This is a genomic window from Bradyrhizobium sp. USDA 4472 (assembly GCF_054058595.1).
In genome coordinates this window covers 6,900,055-6,921,084 of sequence record NZ_JBSSAM010000001.1, presented here as the reverse complement: position 1 = coordinate 6,921,084, position 21,030 = coordinate 6,900,055, and the positions used below count along the sequence as shown (strand labels likewise).

At 65.2% G+C, this 21,030-nt stretch carries 18 protein-coding genes; 14 read left to right on the top strand and 4 right to left on the bottom strand.

Going from position 1 to position 21,030, the window contains the following annotated elements; translation table 11 throughout:
• The first annotated feature begins 301 nt into the window (after positions 1–301).
• Positions 302–1,270, top strand: coding sequence for a catechol 2,3-dioxygenase (locus ACVWZ4_RS32690; RefSeq protein WP_456703069.1), 969 nt, complete (start codon positions 302–304; stop codon positions 1,268–1,270).
• On the opposite strand, the gene ACVWZ4_RS32685 is transcribed toward ACVWZ4_RS32690, so the two are convergent.
• The gene (locus ACVWZ4_RS32685; protein ID WP_456741969.1) at positions 1,267–4,776 is read right to left on the bottom strand and encodes a molybdopterin cofactor-binding domain-containing protein; all 3,510 of its coding nucleotides are present in this window, start codon (positions 4,774–4,776) and stop codon (positions 1,267–1,269) included. The genes ACVWZ4_RS32690 and ACVWZ4_RS32685 overlap by 4 nt on opposite strands.
• On the bottom strand, positions 4,776–5,258 hold the full coding sequence (locus ACVWZ4_RS32680) for a (2Fe-2S)-binding protein (RefSeq protein ID WP_456734828.1): 483 nt from the start codon (positions 5,256–5,258) through the stop codon (positions 4,776–4,778). Before ACVWZ4_RS32680 ends, ACVWZ4_RS32685 begins: the two co-directional genes overlap by 1 nt.
• A gap of 242 nt (positions 5,259–5,500) precedes the next feature.
• Here ACVWZ4_RS32680 and ACVWZ4_RS32675 point away from each other — a divergent pair, with 242 nt between their 5' ends.
• From ACVWZ4_RS32675 to ACVWZ4_RS32640, 8 genes are all read left to right on the top strand, one after another.
• Entirely contained in the window at positions 5,501–6,958 is a 1,458-nt protein-coding gene (locus ACVWZ4_RS32675; protein WP_456705252.1) for a 6-hydroxynicotinate reductase, read from the top strand.
• Positions 6,955–7,851, top strand: a complete 897-nt coding sequence (locus ACVWZ4_RS32670; protein WP_456734829.1) for a UPF0280 family protein — start codon at positions 6,955–6,957, stop codon at positions 7,849–7,851. Before ACVWZ4_RS32675 ends, ACVWZ4_RS32670 begins: the two co-directional genes overlap by 4 nt.
• Positions 7,852–7,866: 15 nt before the next feature.
• Positions 7,867–8,451 (top strand): amino acid synthesis family protein, encoded by a 585-nt coding sequence (locus ACVWZ4_RS32665; protein ID WP_092230294.1) that lies wholly within the window; start codon positions 7,867–7,869, stop codon positions 8,449–8,451.
• 32 nt (positions 8,452–8,483) lie between these two features.
• Entirely contained in the window at positions 8,484–9,686 is a 1,203-nt protein-coding gene (locus ACVWZ4_RS32660; RefSeq protein ID WP_456734830.1) for an ABC transporter substrate-binding protein, read from the top strand.
• A gap of 160 nt (positions 9,687–9,846) precedes the next feature.
• Positions 9,847–11,736 (top strand): ABC transporter permease, encoded by a 1,890-nt coding sequence (locus ACVWZ4_RS32655; protein WP_456741968.1) that lies wholly within the window; start codon positions 9,847–9,849, stop codon positions 11,734–11,736.
• The gene (locus tag ACVWZ4_RS32650) at positions 11,733–12,524 is read left to right on the top strand and encodes an ABC transporter ATP-binding protein (protein ID WP_456703075.1); all 792 of its coding nucleotides are present in this window, start codon (positions 11,733–11,735) and stop codon (positions 12,522–12,524) included. The genes ACVWZ4_RS32655 and ACVWZ4_RS32650 overlap by 4 nt, the downstream gene beginning before the upstream one ends.
• A complete protein-coding gene (locus ACVWZ4_RS32645; RefSeq protein ID WP_456703076.1) occupies positions 12,521–13,225 on the top strand; it encodes an ABC transporter ATP-binding protein in 705 nt (234 codons plus the stop codon). Before ACVWZ4_RS32650 ends, ACVWZ4_RS32645 begins: the two co-directional genes overlap by 4 nt.
• A gap of 14 nt (positions 13,226–13,239) precedes the next feature.
• Entirely contained in the window at positions 13,240–13,695 is a 456-nt protein-coding gene (locus tag ACVWZ4_RS32640; protein ID WP_456703077.1) for a MarR family winged helix-turn-helix transcriptional regulator, read from the top strand.
• A gap of 141 nt (positions 13,696–13,836) precedes the next feature.
• On the opposite strand, the gene ACVWZ4_RS32635 is transcribed toward ACVWZ4_RS32640, so the two are convergent.
• Complete coding sequence (locus ACVWZ4_RS32635; protein ID WP_456703078.1) at positions 13,837–15,033, bottom strand: amidohydrolase family protein; 1,197 nt, start codon at positions 15,031–15,033, stop codon at positions 13,837–13,839.
• 157 nt (positions 15,034–15,190) lie between these two features.
• Here ACVWZ4_RS32635 and ACVWZ4_RS32630 point away from each other — a divergent pair, with 157 nt between their 5' ends.
• From ACVWZ4_RS32630 to ACVWZ4_RS32620, 3 genes are all read left to right on the top strand, one after another.
• Complete coding sequence (locus ACVWZ4_RS32630; RefSeq protein WP_456703079.1) at positions 15,191–15,964, top strand: ferredoxin--NADP reductase; 774 nt, start codon at positions 15,191–15,193, stop codon at positions 15,962–15,964.
• A gap of 94 nt (positions 15,965–16,058) precedes the next feature.
• Positions 16,059–16,385, top strand: coding sequence for a hypothetical protein (locus ACVWZ4_RS32625; protein ID WP_456703080.1), 327 nt, complete (start codon positions 16,059–16,061; stop codon positions 16,383–16,385).
• Positions 16,386–16,477: 92 nt separating this feature from the next.
• The gene (locus ACVWZ4_RS32620; protein WP_456741967.1) at positions 16,478–17,794 is read left to right on the top strand and encodes a cytochrome P450; all 1,317 of its coding nucleotides are present in this window, start codon (positions 16,478–16,480) and stop codon (positions 17,792–17,794) included.
• On the opposite strand, the gene ACVWZ4_RS32615 is transcribed toward ACVWZ4_RS32620, so the two are convergent.
• Entirely contained in the window at positions 17,695–18,945 is a 1,251-nt protein-coding gene (locus ACVWZ4_RS32615) for a DUF763 domain-containing protein (RefSeq protein WP_456741966.1), read from the bottom strand. The two genes, ACVWZ4_RS32620 and ACVWZ4_RS32615, sit on opposite strands and share 100 nt — an antisense overlap.
• Before the next feature lie 124 nt (positions 18,946–19,069).
• On the opposite strand from ACVWZ4_RS32615, the gene ACVWZ4_RS32610 reads away from it, so the two are divergent.
• Complete coding sequence (locus tag ACVWZ4_RS32610) at positions 19,070–20,215, top strand: mechanosensitive ion channel family protein (protein WP_456741965.1); 1,146 nt, start codon at positions 19,070–19,072, stop codon at positions 20,213–20,215.
• A gap of 81 nt (positions 20,216–20,296) precedes the next feature.
• Positions 20,297–21,007: a TetR/AcrR family transcriptional regulator gene (locus tag ACVWZ4_RS32605; RefSeq protein ID WP_456703083.1), complete on the top strand. Its 711-nt coding sequence runs from the start codon at positions 20,297–20,299 to the stop codon at positions 21,005–21,007.
• Positions 21,008–21,030 lie beyond the last annotated feature (23 nt).

Here is a 21,030-nt window from a genome sequence, read left to right as displayed (position 1 = left end):
CAATGCATTTGGGAGGGGAATCGGCCGGAAAATGTCGCTTTGCCCGGCTTCCTGACCTTAAATCGAATTAAGGAAGATTTTACCATTCGCTCAGTCCGCTCGGTCTCGGGCGATGGCTGTTCATTCGGGCATGGGCGAAGGCTGTAAGGTCCGCGTTGATTTGTTGACGGGACCGAATCATTTGTACATTGGTACAAATGAACCTGCGGCCGGAGTGCCGCTGGGGCGCATCCATGAATATTGCGCCCGCGTCCGATTGCGCGATTCTCTGAACCGGATCGCCACGCCTTTGGAGGCCAACATGCAGCCCGAACCGATCCTCGATCTCGCCCATCTCGGCCACATGGAACTGCTGACGCCGAAGCCCGACGAGAGCCTGAAATTCTTTGTCGACGTCATGGGCATGACCATCAGCGGACAGAAGGGCGAGTCGGTCTATCTGCGCGGCTGGGACGATTATGAGCGCTACTCGCTGAAGCTCACGGCCTCGAAGACGTCAGGCATGGAGCACATGGCGCTGCGCGCGCGCAGCCAGCAGGCGCTCGAGCGCCGCGTCGCCGCGTTGAAGGGCTCTGGCTTCGACATCGGCTGGATCGACGGCGATATGGGGCAGGGGCCGACGTTTCGATGTCGCGACCCCGATGGCCACATCGTCGAGCTCTATTACGAGACCGAATGGTATCAGGCGCCGCCGGAACTGAAGCCGGCGCTGAAGAACCAGGCGCAGCGCTTTCCGGCGCGCGGCGTCAATGTCCGCCGGCTCGACCACCTCAACTGCCTCGCCGTCGACATCAAGGCCAACCGCGAGTTCTTCGAGAACTATCTCGGCTGCCGCCTCACCGAGCAGATCGTGCTCAATGACGGAAGGGAAGCGGCGATGTGGCTGACCATGTCGAACAAGAGCTACGATTTCGCCTATTCGCTCGACCATTCCGGCACGCCGGGCCGCTTCCACCACGTCACCTACGCGCTCGACAGCCGCGAGGAGATTCTTCGCGCGGCTGACATCTTCCTGGAGAACGGGGTGCACATCGAGACCGGTCCGCACAAGCATGCGATCCAGCAGACCTTCTTCCTCTACGTCTACGAGCCCGGCGGCAACCGCGTCGAAGTCGCCAATGCCGGTGCACGTCTCATCCTCGCGCCCGACTGGAAGCCGATCGTGTGGACGGAAGAGGAGCGCAAGAAAGGCCAGGCCTGGGGGTTGAAGACCATCGAGTCGTTCCACACCCATGGCACGCCGCCCGTGGAAGTGAAGAAGCACGCTTAGTGGGTTGAGCGCACCCGCGCGATCGTCTCGCGGACGCCGCTCCACGCCGGCTTGTCGGGCGCGAATTGCCGGCGCAGGAAGGTGACGAGCTCCTCGACCTGCGCGTCGCTCATGCTGGCCCTGAATGCCGGCATGTAGCCGAGGTCGCTCGATGCGGGCTCGGTGATGCCGTGCAAGATCACCTGCACGAGATTGTCCGAGGTCGCGCTGTGCAGATTGCTGTTGAGCGCGAGCGAGGGACGGCTGCCGAACAGCGGCAGGCCGCCGACCTCGTGGCAGACGGTGCAGGCGCCCTGATACAGGCGCGCGCCGCTGGACGAGGCAGCGGTGACTTGCGTTGCGCTTTCGAGCTTCGTGGCCAGTGCGGGCGCGTCGACCGCGCTGTCGTTGAACGAGCCGAGATAGACCGCCATCGCGCGGATGTCCTGGTCGGGCAGGGCCTTGAGATCCCTCACGATCGGCGCCATCGGGCCGGCCGCGACGCCATGATAGCGTGAATGGCCGGTGCGCAAATAGGCGAACAGCTCATCCTCGCTCCAGGGGATCGGCGCGTGCGAGAGCGAGGTCAGGGGCGGCGCCTCCCAGCCTTCGGCAAAGCCGCCGGCGAGATAGGCGCCGCGCTGCTCGGCGCCGAGCGCATTGCGTGGCGAATGGCAGCCGCTGCAATGACCGAGGCTCTCGACCAGATAAGCGCCGCGATTCCAGGCTTGCGATTTGGCGGGATCGGGCTTGAACTCCCTGGCCCGGTGGAACAGGGCGTTCCAGCCGGCAAGCAACGGCCGGAAATTGAACGGGAAGGCCAGCGCATTCGCGGGCGCCGTCGTGCGTACTGCAGGCTGTGCCATCAGGTAGGCGTAGAGCGCCTGCATGTCGGCATCGCTGGTCTTCGAGAAGTGCGTGTAGGGGAAGGCGGGATAGAGCTGCCGGCCGTCGCGATGCAGCCCGTCGCGCATCGCGCGCTCAAAGGCGGGATAGGACCAGGCACCGATGCCGGTCTGGACGTCGGGCGTGATGTTGGTCGAGTAGATCGTGCCGAACGGCGTCTCCAACGCGCGGCCGCCTGCGTTGGGCAGGCCACTCGGGCTGGTGTGGCACTCCGCGCAATTGCCGAGGGCCGCGAGCTGCTCGCCGCGCGCGATGGTCGCCGCCGAATAGACCGATGCATCGGGCCGCGCGACCGGCGCGATGGCGCGTCCCGGCAGCATCGCCGCGCCGATGCCGATTGCGGCGGTGCAGACGGCCGCAATCGTTGCAAGGATGCCGGCGCGTTTGGCGAACGGATTCTCCCAGATGCGCGATGGAGACGACGTTGCAGGCGCGGGCAGGACCTGCGGCACGGGCGATGCCTCACCGTGCAATCCCTCGAGAATGCGCTCCGGCGTGAACGGCGGCTCGCGGAAGCGCACGCCGGTGGCATCGAAGATCGCGTTGGCGATCGCAGCCGCGCTCGGGACCGAGGCGGACTCGCCGACGCCGAGGGGTGGCTGGTCCTGGCGCGGCAGCATCAAGACGTCGATCTTGGGCACGTCAGGGAACGGGATGACCGGATAGGCGCCCCATTCCCGCGCTGTTACCGAGCCACGTTCGAACGAGACTTCCTCCATCAACGCGCGGCTGGTGGACTGGATGACGTTGCCCTGGATCTGGTGTCGCACGCCGTCCGGATTGATCATCAATCCGGAGTCCTGTCCTGCGACGACGCGCGTGACGCTGACATCGCCGGTGGTCTTGTTCACGGCGACGTCAGCGACCCAGGCCGACCATGCCGCGCCGTAGCCTGGAAACTTGCTGTGGACGTAGAGCGCGTAGGCGAAGCCGCGCCCGTGCACGACCTCGCCGTCCTTCTCCGCGCGCACCGGCCGCGGCGTCCAGCCCGCGCGTTCGGCCACCGCATTGACGAGATCGACGGCGCGCTGGTCTTTCAGATAGCGCAGGCGGTATTCGATCGGATCGACGCCGGCCTCGGTCGCTGCCTCGTCGATATAGGATTCATGCGCAAAGGTGTTCGGCAACGCCGAAACGCCGCGAAACCAGGAGGCGCGCACGATCGGTGCCATGTCGTGGGCAACGACGCGCATGTGGTCGTAGTCGTAAGGCGGGATCGCGGTACGGTCGCCCATCTGGAGCACCGCGGGCTCGGGCGAGATGCGCCCCGTGAGCAGCAGCGCCAGCGTCGGCGCCGCGTTCGAGGGATAGCGCGTGGCGAGATCGTAACCGGCGATGCCGCCGTTGCGGTCGAGGCCGCCATTGACGTCGATCAGCTGCGCGGCGCCTTTGGGCTCCCAGGCGTGCTCCTGCTCGCGCGTCAACTGCACGCGAACGGGACGGCCGACGGCGCGCGAGAGCAGCAGGGCATCTGCCGTGACGTCATCGGCGCAGTTGCGGCCGTAGCAGCCGGCGGCTTCCAATCTAATGACCTCGACCTCGCTCTCGGGACGCTCTACGAGAAGAGCGAGATCGCTGCGCAGCACGTGCGGATTCTGCGTGCCCGACCAGACGCGGATATTGCCGTCACTGTAGTCAGCGACCGCGCAGGACGGGCCGATCGATGCGTGCATCTGATATGGCCAGACATAGGTGCGCTGCATCGGTTTGGCGGAGCCTGCAATCGCCGCGTCGACGTCGCCCTTCTCGATCAGCGTGCGCGGTGTCGACGGATGGGCGCGGAGCGCGGCCTCGACGTCAGAGAGATCCGTCAGCGTGGGCGTGGGCTTCCAGCTGACCGCGAGTTGTTGCGCGGCGCGAATTGCATTCTCCTCGCGCTCGGCCACCACGCCGACGAAATCGCCGATGTGGACGACGGCCACGAGGCCTGGAACGTCGCCCACCGACGACTCATCGACCGCGATCAGGCTGGTGCCGACGAACGGGCCGGCATCGACGCCGGAATAGGGCGGCCGAACAACACGGCCGTGCAGCATGCCCGGGACGCGGATGTCGTGCACGAAGGTCAGCTCACCCGTTGCTTTGGCAGGTAGATCGACCCGCGGCACCGACTGGCCGACGATGGCGTAGTCGCCGACGGACTTGACGGTGATGTCGTCAGCGAGTTCGAGCCGGATGGTCTCGCCGCCGATCAGCTCGCCATAGCTGACGCTGCGATTGTGACCGCGCACGAGGCCGTCCTCGATCTTCAGCTCTTCGGCCGGCAGCTCCAGCCGCTCCGCCGCCCGCGCGATCAAGAACTGGCGCGCCTGCGCTGCGGCCTTGCGCAGGGGCACCGCGGTGATCTGGATGGTTTCGCTGGCAATCGTCGCGCCCTGGTTCGGCACGACTGCGGTGTCGCCGAGCACGACGACGACGCGGGCAAAGGAGACATCAAGCTCCTCGGCGACGATCTGGCCGAGTGAGGTGCGGATGCCGGTGCCGAGATCGACATGGCCGTTATAGGCATTCACCGAGCCGTCCGCGGTGATGCGGATAAAGGTCTCTGACGTGACCTCGTCCACGGTGCGGACGACGACGAGCGAGCCGCGCTCTTCTCCGTTCGAATGCGGGGAGGCCATCAATCACCGGCCTCGGCGAGTTGGCCGGACGCGCGCATCACGGCGCGCAGGATTTCAACATGGGTGCCGCAGCGGCAGAGATTGTAGCGCAGCGCGGCGAGCGCCTCGTGTTCTGACGGCTGCGGGTTGATCGCGAGCAGCGCCTTGGTGGTCATGATCATGCCGTTGAGGCAGTAGCCGCACTGGGCGGCCTGCTCGTCGATGAAGGCTTGTTGCACGGAGTCAGGCTTGTCACGCGTGCCGAGCCCCTCGAGCGTCAGGATGTCGCGCCCGGCGCAGCCGCCCACGGGAATCACGCAGGAGCGTGCGGCCATGCCGTCGATCAGGACAGTGCAGGTGCCGCATTCACCGAGGCCGCAACCATATTTCGGGCCGTTGAGTCCGAGATCGTTGCGCAGCACATAAAGCAGCGGCGCCTGGCGCTCTGCCGTGACGTCGTTGATCCTGCCGTTCACGGTGAGGCGGATCGGTGTCTGCGTCATCCTCGTTCCCACGCCTTGCGATCGAAAATTTCTACGTCGCGACGATACCGTTTGTACACAAACGTGCAAGCGGCCATGCCGCAGTGCAGCGCAACTGCCCGCTTTGTGGACAAGGGGGGAGGCAAATGAGGTTTTATTCGGCACGCGCGTCTTTTCGCGCGCCGCGCCGCTTGACAGCTATCGGGACCGCGCGCAACATCGTTCGTATACGAATGATAACCGCGGTGGCCTCCGGCTTTGACATGGTGATGGAAACAACGAGCGCTGCCACCGACAAGATCCGCTGCGATGCCTGTCCGGTGATGTGCTACATCAAGCCCGGCGCGGCGGGCGCCTGCGATCGCTACGCCAACCACGAGGGCAAGCTCGTGCGCGTCGATCCGCACGTGATCCTCGAGCGCACCGTCGAGCATGGCGGCAAGCTCGTTCCGTTCAGCCGCACCGAAGACTGGGACGGCAAGCTTGTCCACGAGCCCTCGACCTTCGTGACCGCGATCGGGGCGGGAACGACTTATCCCGACTACAAGCCGGCGCCGTTCATCGTCTCCTCCGAGGTTGATGGTGTCGACATGGTGACCGTCGTCACCGAGGGCATCTTCTCCTATTGCGGCATCAAGGTGAAGATCGACACCGACCGCTATCTCGGTCCTGAGACCGCGACCGTGCGCGCGCAAGGCGAGGCGGTCGGTCACGTCACGACCAGCGAATACGGCTCGCAGATGTTGTCGCTGGGCGGCGTGCATCATCTCACCGGCGGCTCCAAGAAGGAGGGCCGCGTCACCTGCGACACGCTGATGGACCTGGCCAATTGCAAGGCGGTGGAACTGACCATCGACGGTGGCGCCAGCGTGGTGGTGCAGGCCGGGCAGCCGCCGATCGTCAACGGCGTGAAAGAAGAGCGCATGCGCGTCGGCTGTGGCTCGGCGACGATCGGCATGTTCGCCAAGCAATGGCATGGCAAGGTGGATGAAGTCGTCGTGGTCGACGACCACATCACCGGCGTGCTCTCCGAGCATCAGGCCGGCAAGCTGCTCGATATCGCCGACACCGGAATCAAGATGAAGGGCCGGCGTTCGACGCCCGGCCGCTATTTCCAGGTCGCCGATCCCGGTACGGGCTGGGGCGGCACCAACATCTCCGATCCCTTGGCGATCCTCGGTCCGTTCGACGCCAAGGAGGCCAGGCCGGGCCTCTCGATGCTGATGGTGTCCACCACCGGCGAGCATTCGTCTTACTACGTGCTCGACGATGCCTTGAAGCCGGTCGAGACCGAGATGCCCGCCGACCTGAAGTTCTCGGTCGAGCGCATCCAGGAGAATTGCGAGCCTGCGCTGTGCACGGTGCTGTTCATGGCCGGGGCCGGCGGTTCCTTGCGCGCGGGCGTCACCGACAATCCGGTGCGGCTGACGCGCTCGGTGAAGGACGCGCTGACGCGCGTCACCAGCGGCGGTGCGGCGGTGTACGTTTGGCCCGGCGGCGGCATCACCTACATGGTGGATGTGACGCAGATGCCTTCAGGCGCGTTCGGCTACGTGCCGACCCCGGCGCTGGTCGCGCCGATCGAATTCACGATGAAATTGTCCGACTATGCCGCGCTCGGCGGCCACATGGATCACGTCAAGCCGCTGTCCGAGGTCAGGAGCGGCGACGATGTCCGTCAGCTCTCCTGGCACAACCCGATCCCGGGACCGCGGCCATGACGAGGCTGCCGCAAATCGCCTTGCTGTCTGATGGCCGGCGGCTGCATTTGCAGGACGGGCCGATTGATCTGGTCATCGAGGCGAGGGGGCGTGCCGGCGCCGTGCGTGCGGCCTATGAGGCTGCGGCGCAGCGGTTCAACGGTCTGCTCGATGAACTCTGTGCGGAACTGCCTGAGCTGCGCAAGCCCGCCGAGCAGCGCACTTCGCTTAAAGGCGTCGTGGCGCGTCGGATGCACGCCGCAGTCGCGCCTTTTGTCTCGGATGGCTTCATCACGCCGATGGCCGCGGTTGCCGGCAGTGTGGCCGAGGAAATTCTCGGCGCGATGCTGGACGCTGCGTCGCTTGACCAGGCCTACGTCAACAATGGCGGCGATATCGCGCTGCATCTCGGGCGCGGCGAGCATTTTTCCGTTGGACTGATGGATCGCCCCGATCGCGACGGTGTGATGCGCACCATCAGGGTCGACGAGGATGACGCGGTGCGCGGCATCGCGACCAGCGGCCGCCACGGCCGCAGCTTTTCACTCGGCATCGCCGATGCGGTGACGGTGCTGGCGGCGACGGCTTCGCAGGCCGACGCGGCGGCGACTGTGATCGCCAACGCCGTCGATCTGCCCGGGCATCCGGCCATCGTCAGGCAACCCGCAAACGAGCTTCAGCCCGACAGCGATCTTGGCGCGCGTCTTGTTACCCGCGGCGTCGGCGAGATCGCGCGTAGCGAGATCACCGCAGCGCTGGAATCTGGCGCGGAATGTGCACGTCAATGCTTCGATCGCGGATTGATCGAGGGTGCCGTTCTCAGGCTTTGTGGTGATATGCTTGTCATCGGAACCAAGGATATAAGAGAGCAACGATCGCGCCCGCTGGTGCTGGAGAACGCGGTCGATGCGTGAACAGGGAAGTGCAACATGAGCGCGATCATCCGCAAGATCGTCACCGTCGTCGAAGAGACGCGGATGGAGATGGGCCGCCAGGTGTCGCCGCCGACCCGGCGGGCGGCGGCGATCGCCGTGATCGAAAATCCCTTTGCCGGACAATATGTCGAGGATCTCTCGCCGCTGATCGCGATCGGCGAGGAGCTCGGTGATCTGCTGGCGAAGCGCGCCGTGGCGGCGCTCGGCATCGATGGCGCGAAGGCGCACAGTTACGGCAAGGCCGCGGCCGTCGGCGAGAATGGCGAGCTCGAACATGCCGCCGCAATCCTTCACCCGAAGATGGGTGCGCCGGTGCGCAAGGTGCTGAGCAAGGGCGCGGCGCTGATTCCGTCGTCGAAAAAGCGCAGCGGGCCGGGCACGACGCTGGACATTCCGCTCGGCCACAAGGACGCGGCCTTCGTACGCAGCCATTTCGACGGCATGGAGGTGCAGATCAACGACGCGCCGCGCGCCAACGAGATCATGGTCGCGGTCGCCGTTACCGACAGCGGCCGTCCGCTGCCGCGCGTCGGCGGGCTGACGGTTGCAGAGATCAAGGGCGAAGACGGGTTGAAATAGAAGACGTGACGAGTCCAGAACTGGAGGTTGGGATGCGAGCAAGAAATTATTTTGTCGGCGCGGCCTTTGCGCTTTTGGCTGCCGGCATGGGCCATTCGGCGCTGGCAGAGGACATCAAGATCGGCGAGATCAACAGCTACTCGCTGCTGCCATCCTTCACCGAGCCCTATCGCAAGGGCTGGCAGCTCGCGGTCGAAGAGATCAACGCAGCAGGCGGCGTCAACGGCAAGAAGCTCGTCGTCATCTCCAAGGACGACGGCGGCAAGCCGGCCGATGCGCAGACCGCGGCCAATGAACTCGTCTCCAGTGAAGGCGTGGTGATGCTGACGGGCACGTTCCTGTCCAACATCGGCCTCGCCGTCAGCGACTTCGCCAACCAGAAGAAGGTGTTCTTCCTCGCAGCCGAGCCGCTGACGGACGCGGTGACCTGGGCGAAGGGCAACAAGTACACGTTCCGCCTGCGGCCCTCCAACTACATGCAGGCCGCAATGCTGGTCGAAGCCGCCTCCAAGCTGCCGGCGAAGCGCTGGGCGACGATCGCGCCGAACTACGAATACGGCCAGTCCGCGGTCGCCGTGTTCAAGAAGCTGATGTCGGAGAAGCGCCCTGACATCCAGTGGGTCGACGAGCAGTGGCCGCCGCAGGGCAAGATCGATGCGGGTCCGGTGGTGCAGGCGGTGGCGCAGGCCAATCCGGAAGCCATCCTCAACGTTACCTTCGGCCCCGACCTCGTCAAGCTCGTGCGCGAAGGCAATACCCGCGGCCTGTTCAAGGGGCGCGAGGTCGTGTCCTTCCTGACCGGCGAGCCCGAATATCTCGATCCGCTCAAGGACGAGACGCCCGAGGGCTGGATCGTCACCGGCTATCCCTGGTACTCGATCAAGACACCCGAGCATGAGGCGTTCCTGAAGGCCTATCAGGCCAAGTACAACGATTATCCGCGCCTCGGCTCGATCGTCGGCTACCAGACCATCAAGGCGGCCGCTGCGATCATCGCCAAGGCCGGATCGACCGATACCGACAAGATGATCGCAGCCGCAGAAGGCATTTCGATGCCGTCGCCGTTCGGCGAGATCACCTTCCGCAAGATCGACCACCAATCGACCTTAGGAGCCTTCGTCGGCAAGACCGCGCAGAAGGACGGCAAGGGCGTGATGGTGGACGCGACCTACAAGAAGGGCTCGGACTATCTGCCCAGCGACGCCGAAGTCGAGAAGCTGCGGCCGAAGGATTAAGAGCCATTCGAACGCTGCTGCCGTAGGGTGGGTTAGCCGAAGGCGTAACCCACCGTCTTCGGTGCCACACGCGAAGAGGCGGCGGGTTACGCTTCGCTAACCCGCCCGACAAGGTCCGCGCTCGCCGCGGAATCGCACCAAGACCCAACCCGGACCGCCGATGGCATTTTACGTCGTACAGTTTCTGACCGGTCTCGCCAGCGCAGCGTCGCTGTTCCTGGTGGCGTCGGGCCTGTCGATCATCTTTGGCGTGACGCGGATCGTGAATTTCGCGCATGGCGCCTTCTACATGATCGGCGCCTACATCGCCTTCACGCTGACCGAGCGCTTCTCCGGCGCGTTCGGCTTCTGGGGCGGCGTCGTGCTGGCGGCGCTGGCCGTGGCGCTGATCGGCGTCCTCGTCGAGATGGTGTTGCTGCGGCGGATCTATCACGCGCCCGAACTGTTCCAACTGCTCGGCACCTTCGGTCTCACGCTGATGGTCGAGGATCTCGTGGTGCTGGTCTGGGGGCCCGACGATCTCGTCGGCCGCCGCGCGCCGGGCTTCAGGGGTGCGGTCGATTTCTTCGGCCAGAGCATCCCGAGCTACGACCTGTTCCTGATCGTGCTCGGGCCCGTCGTGCTCGGCATCCTCTGGCTGCTGTTCCAGCGCACGCGCTGGGGCGTGCTGGTGCGGGCCGCAACGCAGGACCGCGACATGGTCGCGGCGCTCGGCGTGAACCAGAAATGGCTGTTCACGTCGGTGTTCGCCGTCGGCGTCTTCCTTGCCGCGCTCGGCGGCGCCCTCCAGATCCCGCGTGATGCCGTGCACCACGCGATGGATCTGCGCATCATCGTCGAAGTGTTCGTCGTCGTCGTGATCGGCGGCCTCGGCAGCATCGTCGGCGCCTTCGTCGCGGCGGTGCTGGTCTCCGAGCTGAACGCCTTCGGCATCCTGATCTTTCCAAAGATTTCCATCATCCTGGTCTTCCTGGTGATGGCGGTGGTGCTGATCGTCCGCCCGTGGGGCCTGTTCGGCAAGCCGGAGGCGGCGGCACGCAAGACGCCGGGGTTGTCGGTCAATCCCTGGCGGCCACTGACGTCGAACGAGCGGCTGGCCGCGCTCGCGGCTCTCGTTGTCGCGGCGATGCTGCCGCTGGTCGCCGGCAACTACGCGCTGACCGTCGGCTCGGAGATCGCGATCTTCGTGATCTTCGCCGTCAGCCTGCACTTCCTGATGTCGGTCGGCGGGCTCGCCTCGTTCGGACACGCCGCCTATTTCGGCCTCGGCGCCTACGGCGTCGCCTTCCTGGCCAAGATGGCCGGGCTTCCGATGGTCGTGTGCCTGTTGCTCGGGCCGCTGCTGGGCTGCATGGGAGCCGCCGTATTCGGCTTCTTCGCCGTGCAGCTCTCCGGCGTTTATTTCGCGATGCTGACGCTCGCTTTCGCCCAGATCGTCTGGTCGATCGCCTTCCAGTGGGTGAGCGTGACAGGCGGAGACAACGGAATTCTGGGCGTCTGGCCGGAGAAATGGGCGGCAAGCCCGTCGCATTTCTATTGGCTCGCGCTCGGTGTCGCGGCGCTCGTGACGATCGCGCTAAGGGTCATGGTGTTCTCCCCGTTCGGCTATGCGCTCCGTGCCACGCGTGACTCCGTGCTGCGCAGCGAGGCTGTCGGCATCAACGCCAAGCGCATCCAGTGGACCGCCTTCGTCATCGCGGGCACCACCGCCGGCATCGGCGGCGCGCTGTTCGCGTATCTGAAGGGCAGCGTCTTCCCTGACAATCTCGGCATCTCGCTCTCGGTCGATGCGCTGGTCATGGTGCTGCTCGGCGGCGTCGAGACTGTCTCGGGCGGCGTGATCGGCGCGATCGTCTACAAGGCCTTGAACATCTGGCTCGTCAGCCAGACCGATCTGTCGAAACTCGTGCTCGGCGGCTTCATCGTGCTGATCGTCGTCGTCTTCCCCAAGGGCATCGTCGGCATGCTGGAGATTTTGGCGCAGCGTCGCAGGAAGTCCTCGCCGCCCGGATCATCTTTGCTTGCCAAGCCGATCGAGTCCGCCGAATGAGCGTCGCACCCCCACTTCTCGAGGTCGAAGGTCTGACCAAATCCTACGGCGGCATCCACGCCGTGCGCGGCGTCTCGTTTTCGCTGCGACCAGGCGAAATCCTGGCGCTGATCGGCCCGAACGGCGCGGGCAAGAGCACCTGCTTCGACATGCTCAACGGCCAGAACCGTCCCGATGCCGGTCATGTTCGCCTGCTCGGCGAAGAGACCACCGGCAAGAAGCCGCGCGAAATCTGGCGGCTCGGCGTCGGACGCACCTTCCAGATCACCGCAACCTTCGCCACCATGACGGTGCGCGAGAACGTGCAGGTCGCGCTGATCTCGCATGGCAAGCAGCTGTTCAATCTCTGGGGCTCGGCGCCGCGCTTCGACCGCGGCGAGGCCGTGCGCCTGCTCGAGCTCGTCGGCATGGGCGGCTACGCCGATCGTCCGTGCGGCGAGCTGGCCTATGGCGACCTCAAGCGGCTCGAGCTCGCCGTTGCGCTCGCCAATGAGCCGAGGCTTCTGCTGATGGATGAACCGACCGCAGGCATGGCGCCGCGCGAGCGGGTCGAGCTGATGCGGCTCACGGCGCAGATCGCGAAGGAAAAGTCCATCGGTGTACTCTTCACCGAGCACGACATGGACGTGGTGTTCGAGCATGCCGATCGCATCATCGTGCTCAATCGCGGCACGCTGATCGCCGAGGGCTCGCCGGCCGAGGTGCGCGGCAACCCGCAGGTGCAGGCGATCTATCTCGGCGAGGGGCTGCTTTACGAAGGCGGGCATCGCGAAGGGGCCTCGGCATGAAGCTGACTGTCGAGGGGCTCAACAGCCATTACGGCCCGGCGCATATCCTGTTCGACATCGGCTTCGAGGTCGGCGAGGGCGAGGTGGTGGCGTTGCTCGGCCGCAACGGCGCCGGCAAGTCGACCACTTTCCGCTCGATCGTCGGCCTGGTCGCACAGCGCACCGGCCGCATCATGTTCGAGGGCAAGGACGTTTCGGCGTGCCCCACGCACGAGATCGTGCGTGAGGGTCTCGGCTACGTGCCGGAGGAACGGCGCATCTTCACGGATTTGACCGTGGAGGAGAATCTGGAGGTCGGCCGCCAGCCCAAGCGAGCGAATGCGCCGTACTGGACGCGCGAAAAGCTGTTCACGCTGTTTCCCAATCTCGGCGAGATGAAGGGGCGTCCCGGCGGCCGCATGAGTGGTGGCGAGCAGCAGATGCTGACCATCGCGCGCACGCTGATGGGGAATCCGTCGCTGGTGCTGCTCGACGAGCCCTCGGAGGGCCTGTCACCGAAGATCGTGGAGCAGATGGTCGATGCCATCCTGACCATGAAGAAGGAGGGCGTCAGCATCGTCGTCTCCGAGCAGAACCTGCACTTCGCGCGGTTGATCTCCGATCGCGCCTACATCATCGAGCGCGGCCGCATCTGTTTTGGCGGGACGATGGCCGAGCTTGACGCGCGTCCGGATATCCGCGACGCGCATCTGTCGTTGTGAGGGGCGGGGCAGGAATGGCAAGAAGCGTCACGGCGAAGAAGAGCCTCAAGCAGGGCAAGCCGCCTTATGTGCTCGACGAGCAGGTCGGCTTCATTCTGCGCCAGGTCTGGCAGCGCCACAGCTCGATCTTCTCGCGCGACATCGGCACCAACCTGACGCCGACGCAGTGGGCCGCGCTGTCGAGGCTCGCCGAAACGGGACCGTGCTCGCAGAACCAGCTAGGGCGTCTCACGGCGATGGACGTCGCCACCATCAAGGGCGTGATCGATCGCCTCACGGCGCGCGGACTGACTGAGACCAGCCAGGATCCCGAGGACGGCCGGCGGCTGCTGGTGAGCCTGACGCGCGCCGGTCAGCAGCTGTCGGAAAAGCTCGCGCCGAATGCGATTGCGATCACGCGGGAGACGCTGGCGCCGCTCGACGCCAAGGAGCGCGAGCTGCTGATGGGGCTGTTGAATAAGCTGAGGTGACGGTCTCGTAGGGTGGGTTAGCCGCAGGCGTAACCCACCATGCTTCAGCGAATGCTGAACGATGTTGGTGGGTTACGCCTTGCGGTCTGCGCTTCGCACAGCCCACAAGGCTAACCCACCCTACGGCACCATTTTCCTGGCTTACTTCCCCACCACCTCCGGCACCCTTCCGGCCGGCGGCGTGTTGCGGCTGCGTTGCGTCCGCACGATGCCGTCGATGATGGTCATGCCGATGCCGGGGAGGTCGCCGAGCTGGACGCTCTCGAGGATGTTCTTGCCGGGCGAGTGCTGCGCCTTGTCCATGATGACGAAATCGGCGGAGCGGCCCACTTCAATGAGGCCGCAATCGAGCTGCCGCATCCGCGCGGTGTTGCCGGTAGCAAGGCAGAACGCGATCTCAGCCGGCAAATCGCCGAGCGAGGACAGCATCGAAACCATGCGCAGGATGCCGAGCGGCTGCACGCCGGAGCCGGCGGGCGCGTCGGTGCCGAGGATGACGCGATGCAGATCGCCCATCTCGCGCGCGGTGCGCAGCGTGAACAGGGCCGAGCGCTCATTGCCGTTATGCACGAGCTCGAGACCCCGCTTGCAGCCCTCGCAGATGCAGCGGATCTGGTCGTCGGGCAGCGCGGTGTGACCGCCATTGATGTGGCCGACCACGTCGGTGTCGGCTTCCAGCACCACGTCTTTGTCGATCAGGCCGGAGCCGGGGATCGAGGGGCCGCCGGTGTGGATCGTGCTCTGGATGCCGTATTTGCGGGCCCAGCCGACCATCCTGCGCGCGGTCGGGCCGTCCTTGACGCCGCCGAGGCCGACTTCGCCGAGCAGCTTGACGCCGGCTGCGGCGAGCTCCTTGAAATCCTCCTCGACCATCTCGCATTCGATCACGGGTGCGCCGGCGTGAACCTTCACGCCGCCGGGCCGCAAATTCCAGAAGGCGCGCTGGGCGAAGATGGCCATGGCCTTCAGCCCGACGACGTCGCGCGGGCGGCCGGGCATGTGCACTTCGCCGGCCGAGATCATGGTGGTGACGCCGCCATGCAGATTGCTGTCGATCCAGCCGATCTGGTTCTGGCGCGGCGTCCAGTCGCCGGCGACAGGATGGACGTGGCTGTCGATCAGGCCGGGCGCCACCGTGGTGCCGTTGGCCTCTACGATCGTGGTCGCGCCTTCAGTGTCGAGGTCCTTGAAGCGGCCGATCGCGGTGATCTTGCCGTTCTCGGCGACGATGGTGTCACCATCCAGGATCGGCTTTTCCATCGCGCCGGACAGGATCAGGCCGATATTGCGGATCACGAGCTTCGAGGGTCCGGTGGCCTGGGGTGCGTCATGCGCCATGGAAGGGGTCCTTATTCCTAACTGCAACGCTCTCGATCTTGGGCAGCCTTGACCGCGGGATCAAGCAGGATTATTCATTTGTATACGAATGATCGTATACGAACGACGCATAGCTGCCCGCCTCGAAAATCGCAGATGACGCGCCAGGGAAGGTGAGATGAGCAATTTCAATCAGGAAAGCGTTTTGAGCGTCCACCACTGGACCGACACGCTGTTCTCCTTCAAGACCACCCGCAGCCCGACCTTCCGCTTCCGCAACGGCGAGTTCACCATGATCGGGCTCAAGGTCGGCGAGAAGCCGCTGCTGCGGGCCTACAGCGTCGCCAGTGCCAACTACGAGGACACCCTCGAATTCTTCTCGATCAAGGTGCCGGACGGCCCGCTGACCTCGCGGCTCCAGCACCTGAAGCAGGGCGACGAGATCATCGTCAGCCGCAAGGCCACCGGCACCCTTGTCATCGACAATCTGGAGGACGGGCGCAACCTCTACCTCATCGGTACCGGCACCGGACTCGCGCCGTTCCTCAGCGTGATCAAGGACCCCGAGACCTACGAGCGGTTCGAGAAAGTCGTGCTGCTGCACGGCTGCCGTCATGTGAAGGAACTCGCCTATGGCGAGATGATCACCGAGCATTTGCCCAAGGACGAGATGCTCGGCGAGTACATCCAGAACCAGCTGATCTACTATCCGACCGTCACGCGCGATCCCTTCCGCAACCGCGGCCGCATCACCGACCTGATCACGTCAGGCAAACTGTTCAGCGATATCGGCCTGCCGGCGCTCGAAGCGGCCCACGACCGCGTCATGATCTGCGGCAGCCCGGCGCTGGTGGCCGACACCCGCGTGCTCCTCGGCGAGCGCGGGTTCGTCGAGGGCAATCATGGCGAGCCGGCCCAGTTCGTGGTCGAAAAGGCCTTTGCCGAGCGATGAGCCTCGAATAGACCGTATTTTCGCCGCGGCGTGGGCGTTGCCCCGCCGATTCGGCCCTTGATAAACTGTGGGAACGAATCAGCGGAGTTCCCACATGGTTGCGGACAGCGACAGCAACATCGCCTGGCACCGGGTTCAGTTGAAGAAAAACCGCGCCGAGTTGAAGGCGCTGGAGACCGCGCGCTTCACGATGGGCGAGATCGCGTCCTCGAAGCGGAACGGCCAGACCCAGAAGGCGATCGCGGAACTGAAACGCAAGATCGCGCAGTCCGAGCGTGTGATCGCCGATCACGACAAGCGCACGCGCCGTCCGCTCGGTACCGATCTGCAAAGTCTGAGCAATGGCAGCTGGAGCCATTGGGATGCCTACACCAGCCAGCGGCAGCGCAAGGCCGGCCCGCGCACGCCAGGGCGCGGTTAGTCCAGTTGCGCGAGGAGGGTTGGTTCCGGCCCTTGCACCTGCGGCATCGCACACCATCTGGTTGAAGCGCCAGCAACCTGTCCGGTGATCCCATGGTACCGCGCCTCGATTTCACCAGCGAGGCCTTCTTTCGCGATCCGCCACAGGCCATTGCGGCCCTGCGGGCGCAAGGGCCCGTGGTCGCCACGCGTTTTCCCCTCGTCGGCGACGTCTGGATCACGACCACTCACGACGCCGCCGCACAGGTGCTCAAGGACAGCGCGGCTTTTACGCTGCGCAAGGAAGATGGCGACGTGGCCGGCCTGCGCTGGTGGATGCCGGGCCTGGTCAGGACCATCGCCAACAACATGCTGACCATGGACGAGCCGGACCATACCCGGCTGCGGAACATCGTCGACGAAGCCTTTCGCCGCCGCGCCATCCTCGCGATGGAGCCGCGCATCCGCGACATCGCGGATGACCTTGCGGCGGAATTGTTCGCGGAAGGAAGCCCGGCCGATCTCGTGGAGCGCTATGCGCGCATCCTGCCGCTGTCTGTGATCTCCGAGCTGCTCGGCCTGCCCATGGCGGATCGCCCTCGCTTCATCGCCTGGGCCAATGCGATGTCCTCGCTGACGAACGTCGTCAGCTTCTTTCGCCTGCTGCTCGCGTTTCGCAAGATGCGGAACTATCTCCGACAGCAGCTGCAAATCGCGCGCGAGCGAGGCGGCGAAGGCCTCATCGCAGAGTTGGTCCAGGTCGAACGCGAGGGCCGCGAGATCACGCCGGACGAAATGGTCTCGATGGTGTTCCTGCTGCTTGCGGCGGGCTCCGAGACCACCACGCATCTCATCAGTGGCTCGGTGTACGAGCTGCTCAGGAATCCGGGTCTGCGCGACTGGCTGGAACAGGACTGGAGCCGCGCCGGGCTCGCAGTGGAGGAGTTCTTGCGTTTCGTTTCGCCAGTGCAGTTTTCAAAACCGCGTTATGTGCGACAGAACGTCGAGCTCGAAGGCATGCGGCTGAAGAAGGGTGATCGCGTCATGGTGATGCTCGCGGCGGCGAACATGGATCCGGCGGTGCACGAGCAACCGGCACGGCTCGATCTCGAACGCAAGCCCAACCGCCACATCTCGTTCGGCACGGGAATTCATTTCTGCCTCGGCCATCAACTGGCGCGGATCGAGGGGGCGTGTGCGCTCCAGGCGCTGTTGACGCGCTGGCCACGGCTCGGTCTCGCTGTCGATCCGTCTCAAATTCATTGGCGCAAGCGGCCGGGCCTCCGCGCGATCGCGAAATTGCCCGTTGTGGCCGATGCCGGTGAGCGGCGTCAGGTCGTCGATTTGCGCGATGCGACCAGATCTCGTTCCCAGCCGAACACGGAGCGGCCGTCGAGATCGGGCGAGGCTGCACGTTCGCCCTCGATGTAGGCCCCGACCGACGGGCCGCTTGCAGTGCGTTCAAGCCGCCGCGCCTGGTCGTCGAGACGTTTGATCGCTTGCATCTCTTCCTCGCGTCCGAGCTTGGCGCTCTGGATGGCGCCCTTCAGCACGCGGATGGTCTCGTCATAGACCTTGATCGGGACGGGGTAGGGATGCCGGTCCTTGCCCCCATGAGCGAGCGAGAAGCGCGCTGGATCGCTGAAACGATAGGGCGCGCCGTGCACGACCTCGGCGACCATCGCCAGGGAGCGCACGGTACGCGCGCCGACGCCGGGCGTCAGCAGCAGTTCGGGGAAGTCGACCGGCCCGCGCTCGGCAGCCGCCGCAAGCGTGCCGTGCAGGCGGCGCGCGAACACGTCCTTGGGCCTGACATCGTGATGTGCCGGCATGATCAGATGCGGCAGCATGGCCTGCGCGGGCTCGGGCGCCGTCCCGGAGAGCCGTTCGAATTCGGTGAGGATGCGATCGGGGCCGAACTCGGTGAGCAGCTCGAGTTGCGCGCTGCGCGAGACGTCGGCGCGATGGTCGGTCAGATTGACGATCTCGCCCTGCTGCGGGCCGTCGATCGCGCTGTGAGGTGCGTCGACAAAACTCTTCAGTGCCTCGGAATGCCAATGATAGCGCCGGGCCTGGCGCTTGTCGCCGTTCATGCCCTGCTGCACGACGGTCCACTTGCCCTCGGCGGTTACGAAGAAGCCGTGCAGATAAAGATCAAAACCGTCCTGCACCGCGGCGCTGTCCACTTTCGCCACGAGCCGCGAGGCGCGCGTGAGCTTCGCGCCATCGAAGCCGACGCGCTCACCGAGCTGCAACAGCTCGTCCGGCGTCTTGCGCGAATGCTGGCCGCGGCCGCCGCAGACATAGATCCCGAGCTCATCCTGGAGCGGGCCAAGCCCACGCTTCAGCGCGCCGATCACCGCTGTCGTGATGCCCGAGGAGTGCCAATCCATCCCCATCACGGCGCCGAACGACTGGAACCAGAACGGATGCGACAGCCGCTGCATGAACTCATCGCGCCCGTAATGATGCACGATCGCCTGCGTGACGATCGCACCCAGCGAGGCCATGCGACTCGCGAGCCATGGCGGAACCCGCCCGGTGTGGAGAGGAAGATCGGCGCTGCCGGTACGTCTGGTCATGGTTGCCTCAAACTAGCGCAGTTCGGCGACGGTTGCACCAGAGGGATGCTGCGTTGCACTCAGCGGGCGGAGCGAAACCCGGCAGAATGCGTTGGCGAGGGCGAGTGCAATACCGGGGACATGAATGAACTGGCAGGCCCTCATGGCCGACATCGACAAGATGTTCGGGTGGATCCCATCATGGTTTATCGGTCTCGGCCTGGTCGCCGGAGCCATGCTGCTTGCGCTGTCGTTCTATCGGCTCGCCGCCTGGCTGCTCAACCGAGCCTTTGGAACCCGGCTTCCGCTCCTGAGCGTCTTCATCGAGCGCACTTCAGGGCCGGCGCAGCTCGCCGTGTGCCTTGCCGCCGTCGCGCTGATTCTGCCGCTTGCGCCGCTCGACGACGCGTTCCGCACCCCATTGACGCGCCTGTTCGTCGTCGCCTTCATCGCGCTGATCGGCTGGATATCGATTCGCGTCGTGGACATGAGTGCGGCGCGGTACTTGCAGAACTTTCGCGACGTCACCGAGAACTTCGTGGCGCGCAAGCACGTGACCCAAGTGCGCGTGTTCAAGCGCGTCACCGACATCATCATCGTCATCATCACGGTCTCGACCGCGCTGATGACGTTCGATTCGGTCAGGCAATATGGCGTCAGCCTGTTCGCCTCGGCTGGTGCCGCCGGTCTCATCGTCGGTCTTGCCGCGCGACCATTGCTCAGCAATCTGATCGCGGGCCTGCAGATCGCGATCACCCAGCCGATCCGGATCGAGGATGCCGTCATCATCGAGAACGAGTGGGGCTGGGTTGAGGATATCGCCGCGACCTATGTCGTGATCCGGCTCTGGGACTGGCGCCGCATGGTGGTGCCACTGTCCTATTTCATCGAAAAGCCGTTTCAGAACTGGACCCGCGATACCGCGTCCCTGATAGGCGTCATCGCGCTTCATGTCGACTATCGCGCGGACGTGCCGCGTATCCGCCGCTGGCTCGAGGGAGCCGTGAAAGAGTCGAAACTCTGGGATGGCGCGGTGGTCAACCTGCAGGTGATCGACGCGGATTCGCGCACCATCGAGCTGCGTGCGCTGGTCAGCGCACGCAATGCGCCGCAATCCTGGGACCTGCGCTGCGAAATGCGCGAGAAGCTGATCGCTTTCATCCGCGACGAGATGCCGGAAGCCCTGCCGCGCGAACGCGCCATCCTGATCCCGCAGGGCGGGCGCGACGATGATGAATTCCTGCGACGTGCTGGGTCGTCGGAGAGAATGAGGGCGCGTACGCACAATTGACCGGCGCGCGAGGCATCTTGCTACCCGTGCCCGTGGTTCTTGTTGACGAGACCTGATCTTTTGTACGATAGTACAAATCAGATGTCACGCAAGCCCACCAGCAAGGATACGGCCCGCAAGCCGAACATGCGCGAGGCGATCCTCGCCGCGGCGGAGGAGTTGTTCGCCACCAACGGCTTCAACGCCGTTTCGGTCCGCGATATCGCTCAGGCAGCAGGGGCCAATCCCGGCAGCGTGACCTATCATTTCAAGACCAAGGACGGGCTGCTGCTGGAGATCTACCGGCGCCATTGCGGGCCGATGAACCTGCGCCGCTCCGAGCTGCTCGCGGCCGCCAAGCGCGTGCGCGATCTCCAGGACCGGCTGGAAGCGATCGTGCGGGCCTATGTGGTGCCAGCCTTCACCTCGGGCAGCGATCTCGCCGGCGGCGGGGCGCGTTTCACGCGGCTGCGCGCCGTGATGTCGGCCGAGGGCAACGAAGTCGCGCGGAAAATCATCGCGCAGACGTTTGACGACACCAGCCACGCTTTCATCGACGCGATTCATGAGAGCCTGCCGCACATTCCGCGCACCGACATCGTCTGGCGCAGCCACTTCCTGCTCGGCGCACTCTATTACTCGCTGGTGACGCCGGATCGCGTCTCCCGGCTGTCGCGCGGCGAAGCCGACGGCGGCGATCCCGCCAATGCCATCGAGCAGTTGGTGCAGGCCACCGTCGCCGCGTTTCAGGCGCCGGCGCTGGATCAGGCCGCTCCGGCACGGCGGCGGGCGGTCGCAAGCAGCAAGGTCTGAAGAAGCATTCCCGTTCGGCGGTT

Bases quoted from the DNA above. Each gene is read 5' to 3' on its own strand.
- ACVWZ4_RS32675 (WP_456705252.1), top strand. From the start codon at position 5,501: ATGGTGATGGAAACAACGAGCGCTGCCACCGACAAGATCCGCTGCGAT.
- ACVWZ4_RS32605 (WP_456703083.1), top strand. From the start codon at position 20,297: ATGTCACGCAAGCCCACCAGCAAGGATACGGCCCGCAAGCCGAACATG.
- ACVWZ4_RS32670 (WP_456734829.1), top strand. From the start codon at position 6,955: ATGACGAGGCTGCCGCAAATCGCCTTGCTGTCTGATGGCCGGCGGCTG.
- ACVWZ4_RS32630 (WP_456703079.1), top strand. From the start codon at position 15,191: ATGAGCAATTTCAATCAGGAAAGCGTTTTGAGCGTCCACCACTGGACC.
- ACVWZ4_RS32655 (WP_456741968.1), top strand. From the start codon at position 9,847: ATGGCATTTTACGTCGTACAGTTTCTGACCGGTCTCGCCAGCGCAGCG.
- ACVWZ4_RS32685 (WP_456741969.1), bottom strand. From the start codon at position 4,776: ATGGCCTCCCCGCATTCGAACGGAGAAGAGCGCGGCTCGCTCGTCGTC.
- ACVWZ4_RS32615 (WP_456741966.1), bottom strand. From the start codon at position 18,945: ATGACCAGACGTACCGGCAGCGCCGATCTTCCTCTCCACACCGGGCGG.
- ACVWZ4_RS32610 (WP_456741965.1), top strand. From the start codon at position 19,070: ATGAACTGGCAGGCCCTCATGGCCGACATCGACAAGATGTTCGGGTGG.
- ACVWZ4_RS32690 (WP_456703069.1), top strand. From the start codon at position 302: ATGCAGCCCGAACCGATCCTCGATCTCGCCCATCTCGGCCACATGGAA.
- ACVWZ4_RS32640 (WP_456703077.1), top strand. From the start codon at position 13,240: ATGGCAAGAAGCGTCACGGCGAAGAAGAGCCTCAAGCAGGGCAAGCCG.
- ACVWZ4_RS32645 (WP_456703076.1), top strand. From the start codon at position 12,521: ATGAAGCTGACTGTCGAGGGGCTCAACAGCCATTACGGCCCGGCGCAT.
- ACVWZ4_RS32625 (WP_456703080.1), top strand. From the start codon at position 16,059: ATGGTTGCGGACAGCGACAGCAACATCGCCTGGCACCGGGTTCAGTTG.
- ACVWZ4_RS32635 (WP_456703078.1), bottom strand. From the start codon at position 15,033: ATGGCGCATGACGCACCCCAGGCCACCGGACCCTCGAAGCTCGTGATC.
- ACVWZ4_RS32680 (WP_456734828.1), bottom strand. From the start codon at position 5,258: ATGACGCAGACACCGATCCGCCTCACCGTGAACGGCAGGATCAACGAC.
- ACVWZ4_RS32660 (WP_456734830.1), top strand. From the start codon at position 8,484: ATGCGAGCAAGAAATTATTTTGTCGGCGCGGCCTTTGCGCTTTTGGCT.
- ACVWZ4_RS32620 (WP_456741967.1), top strand. From the start codon at position 16,478: ATGGTACCGCGCCTCGATTTCACCAGCGAGGCCTTCTTTCGCGATCCG.
- ACVWZ4_RS32665 (WP_092230294.1), top strand. From the start codon at position 7,867: ATGAGCGCGATCATCCGCAAGATCGTCACCGTCGTCGAAGAGACGCGG.
- ACVWZ4_RS32650 (WP_456703075.1), top strand. From the start codon at position 11,733: ATGAGCGTCGCACCCCCACTTCTCGAGGTCGAAGGTCTGACCAAATCC.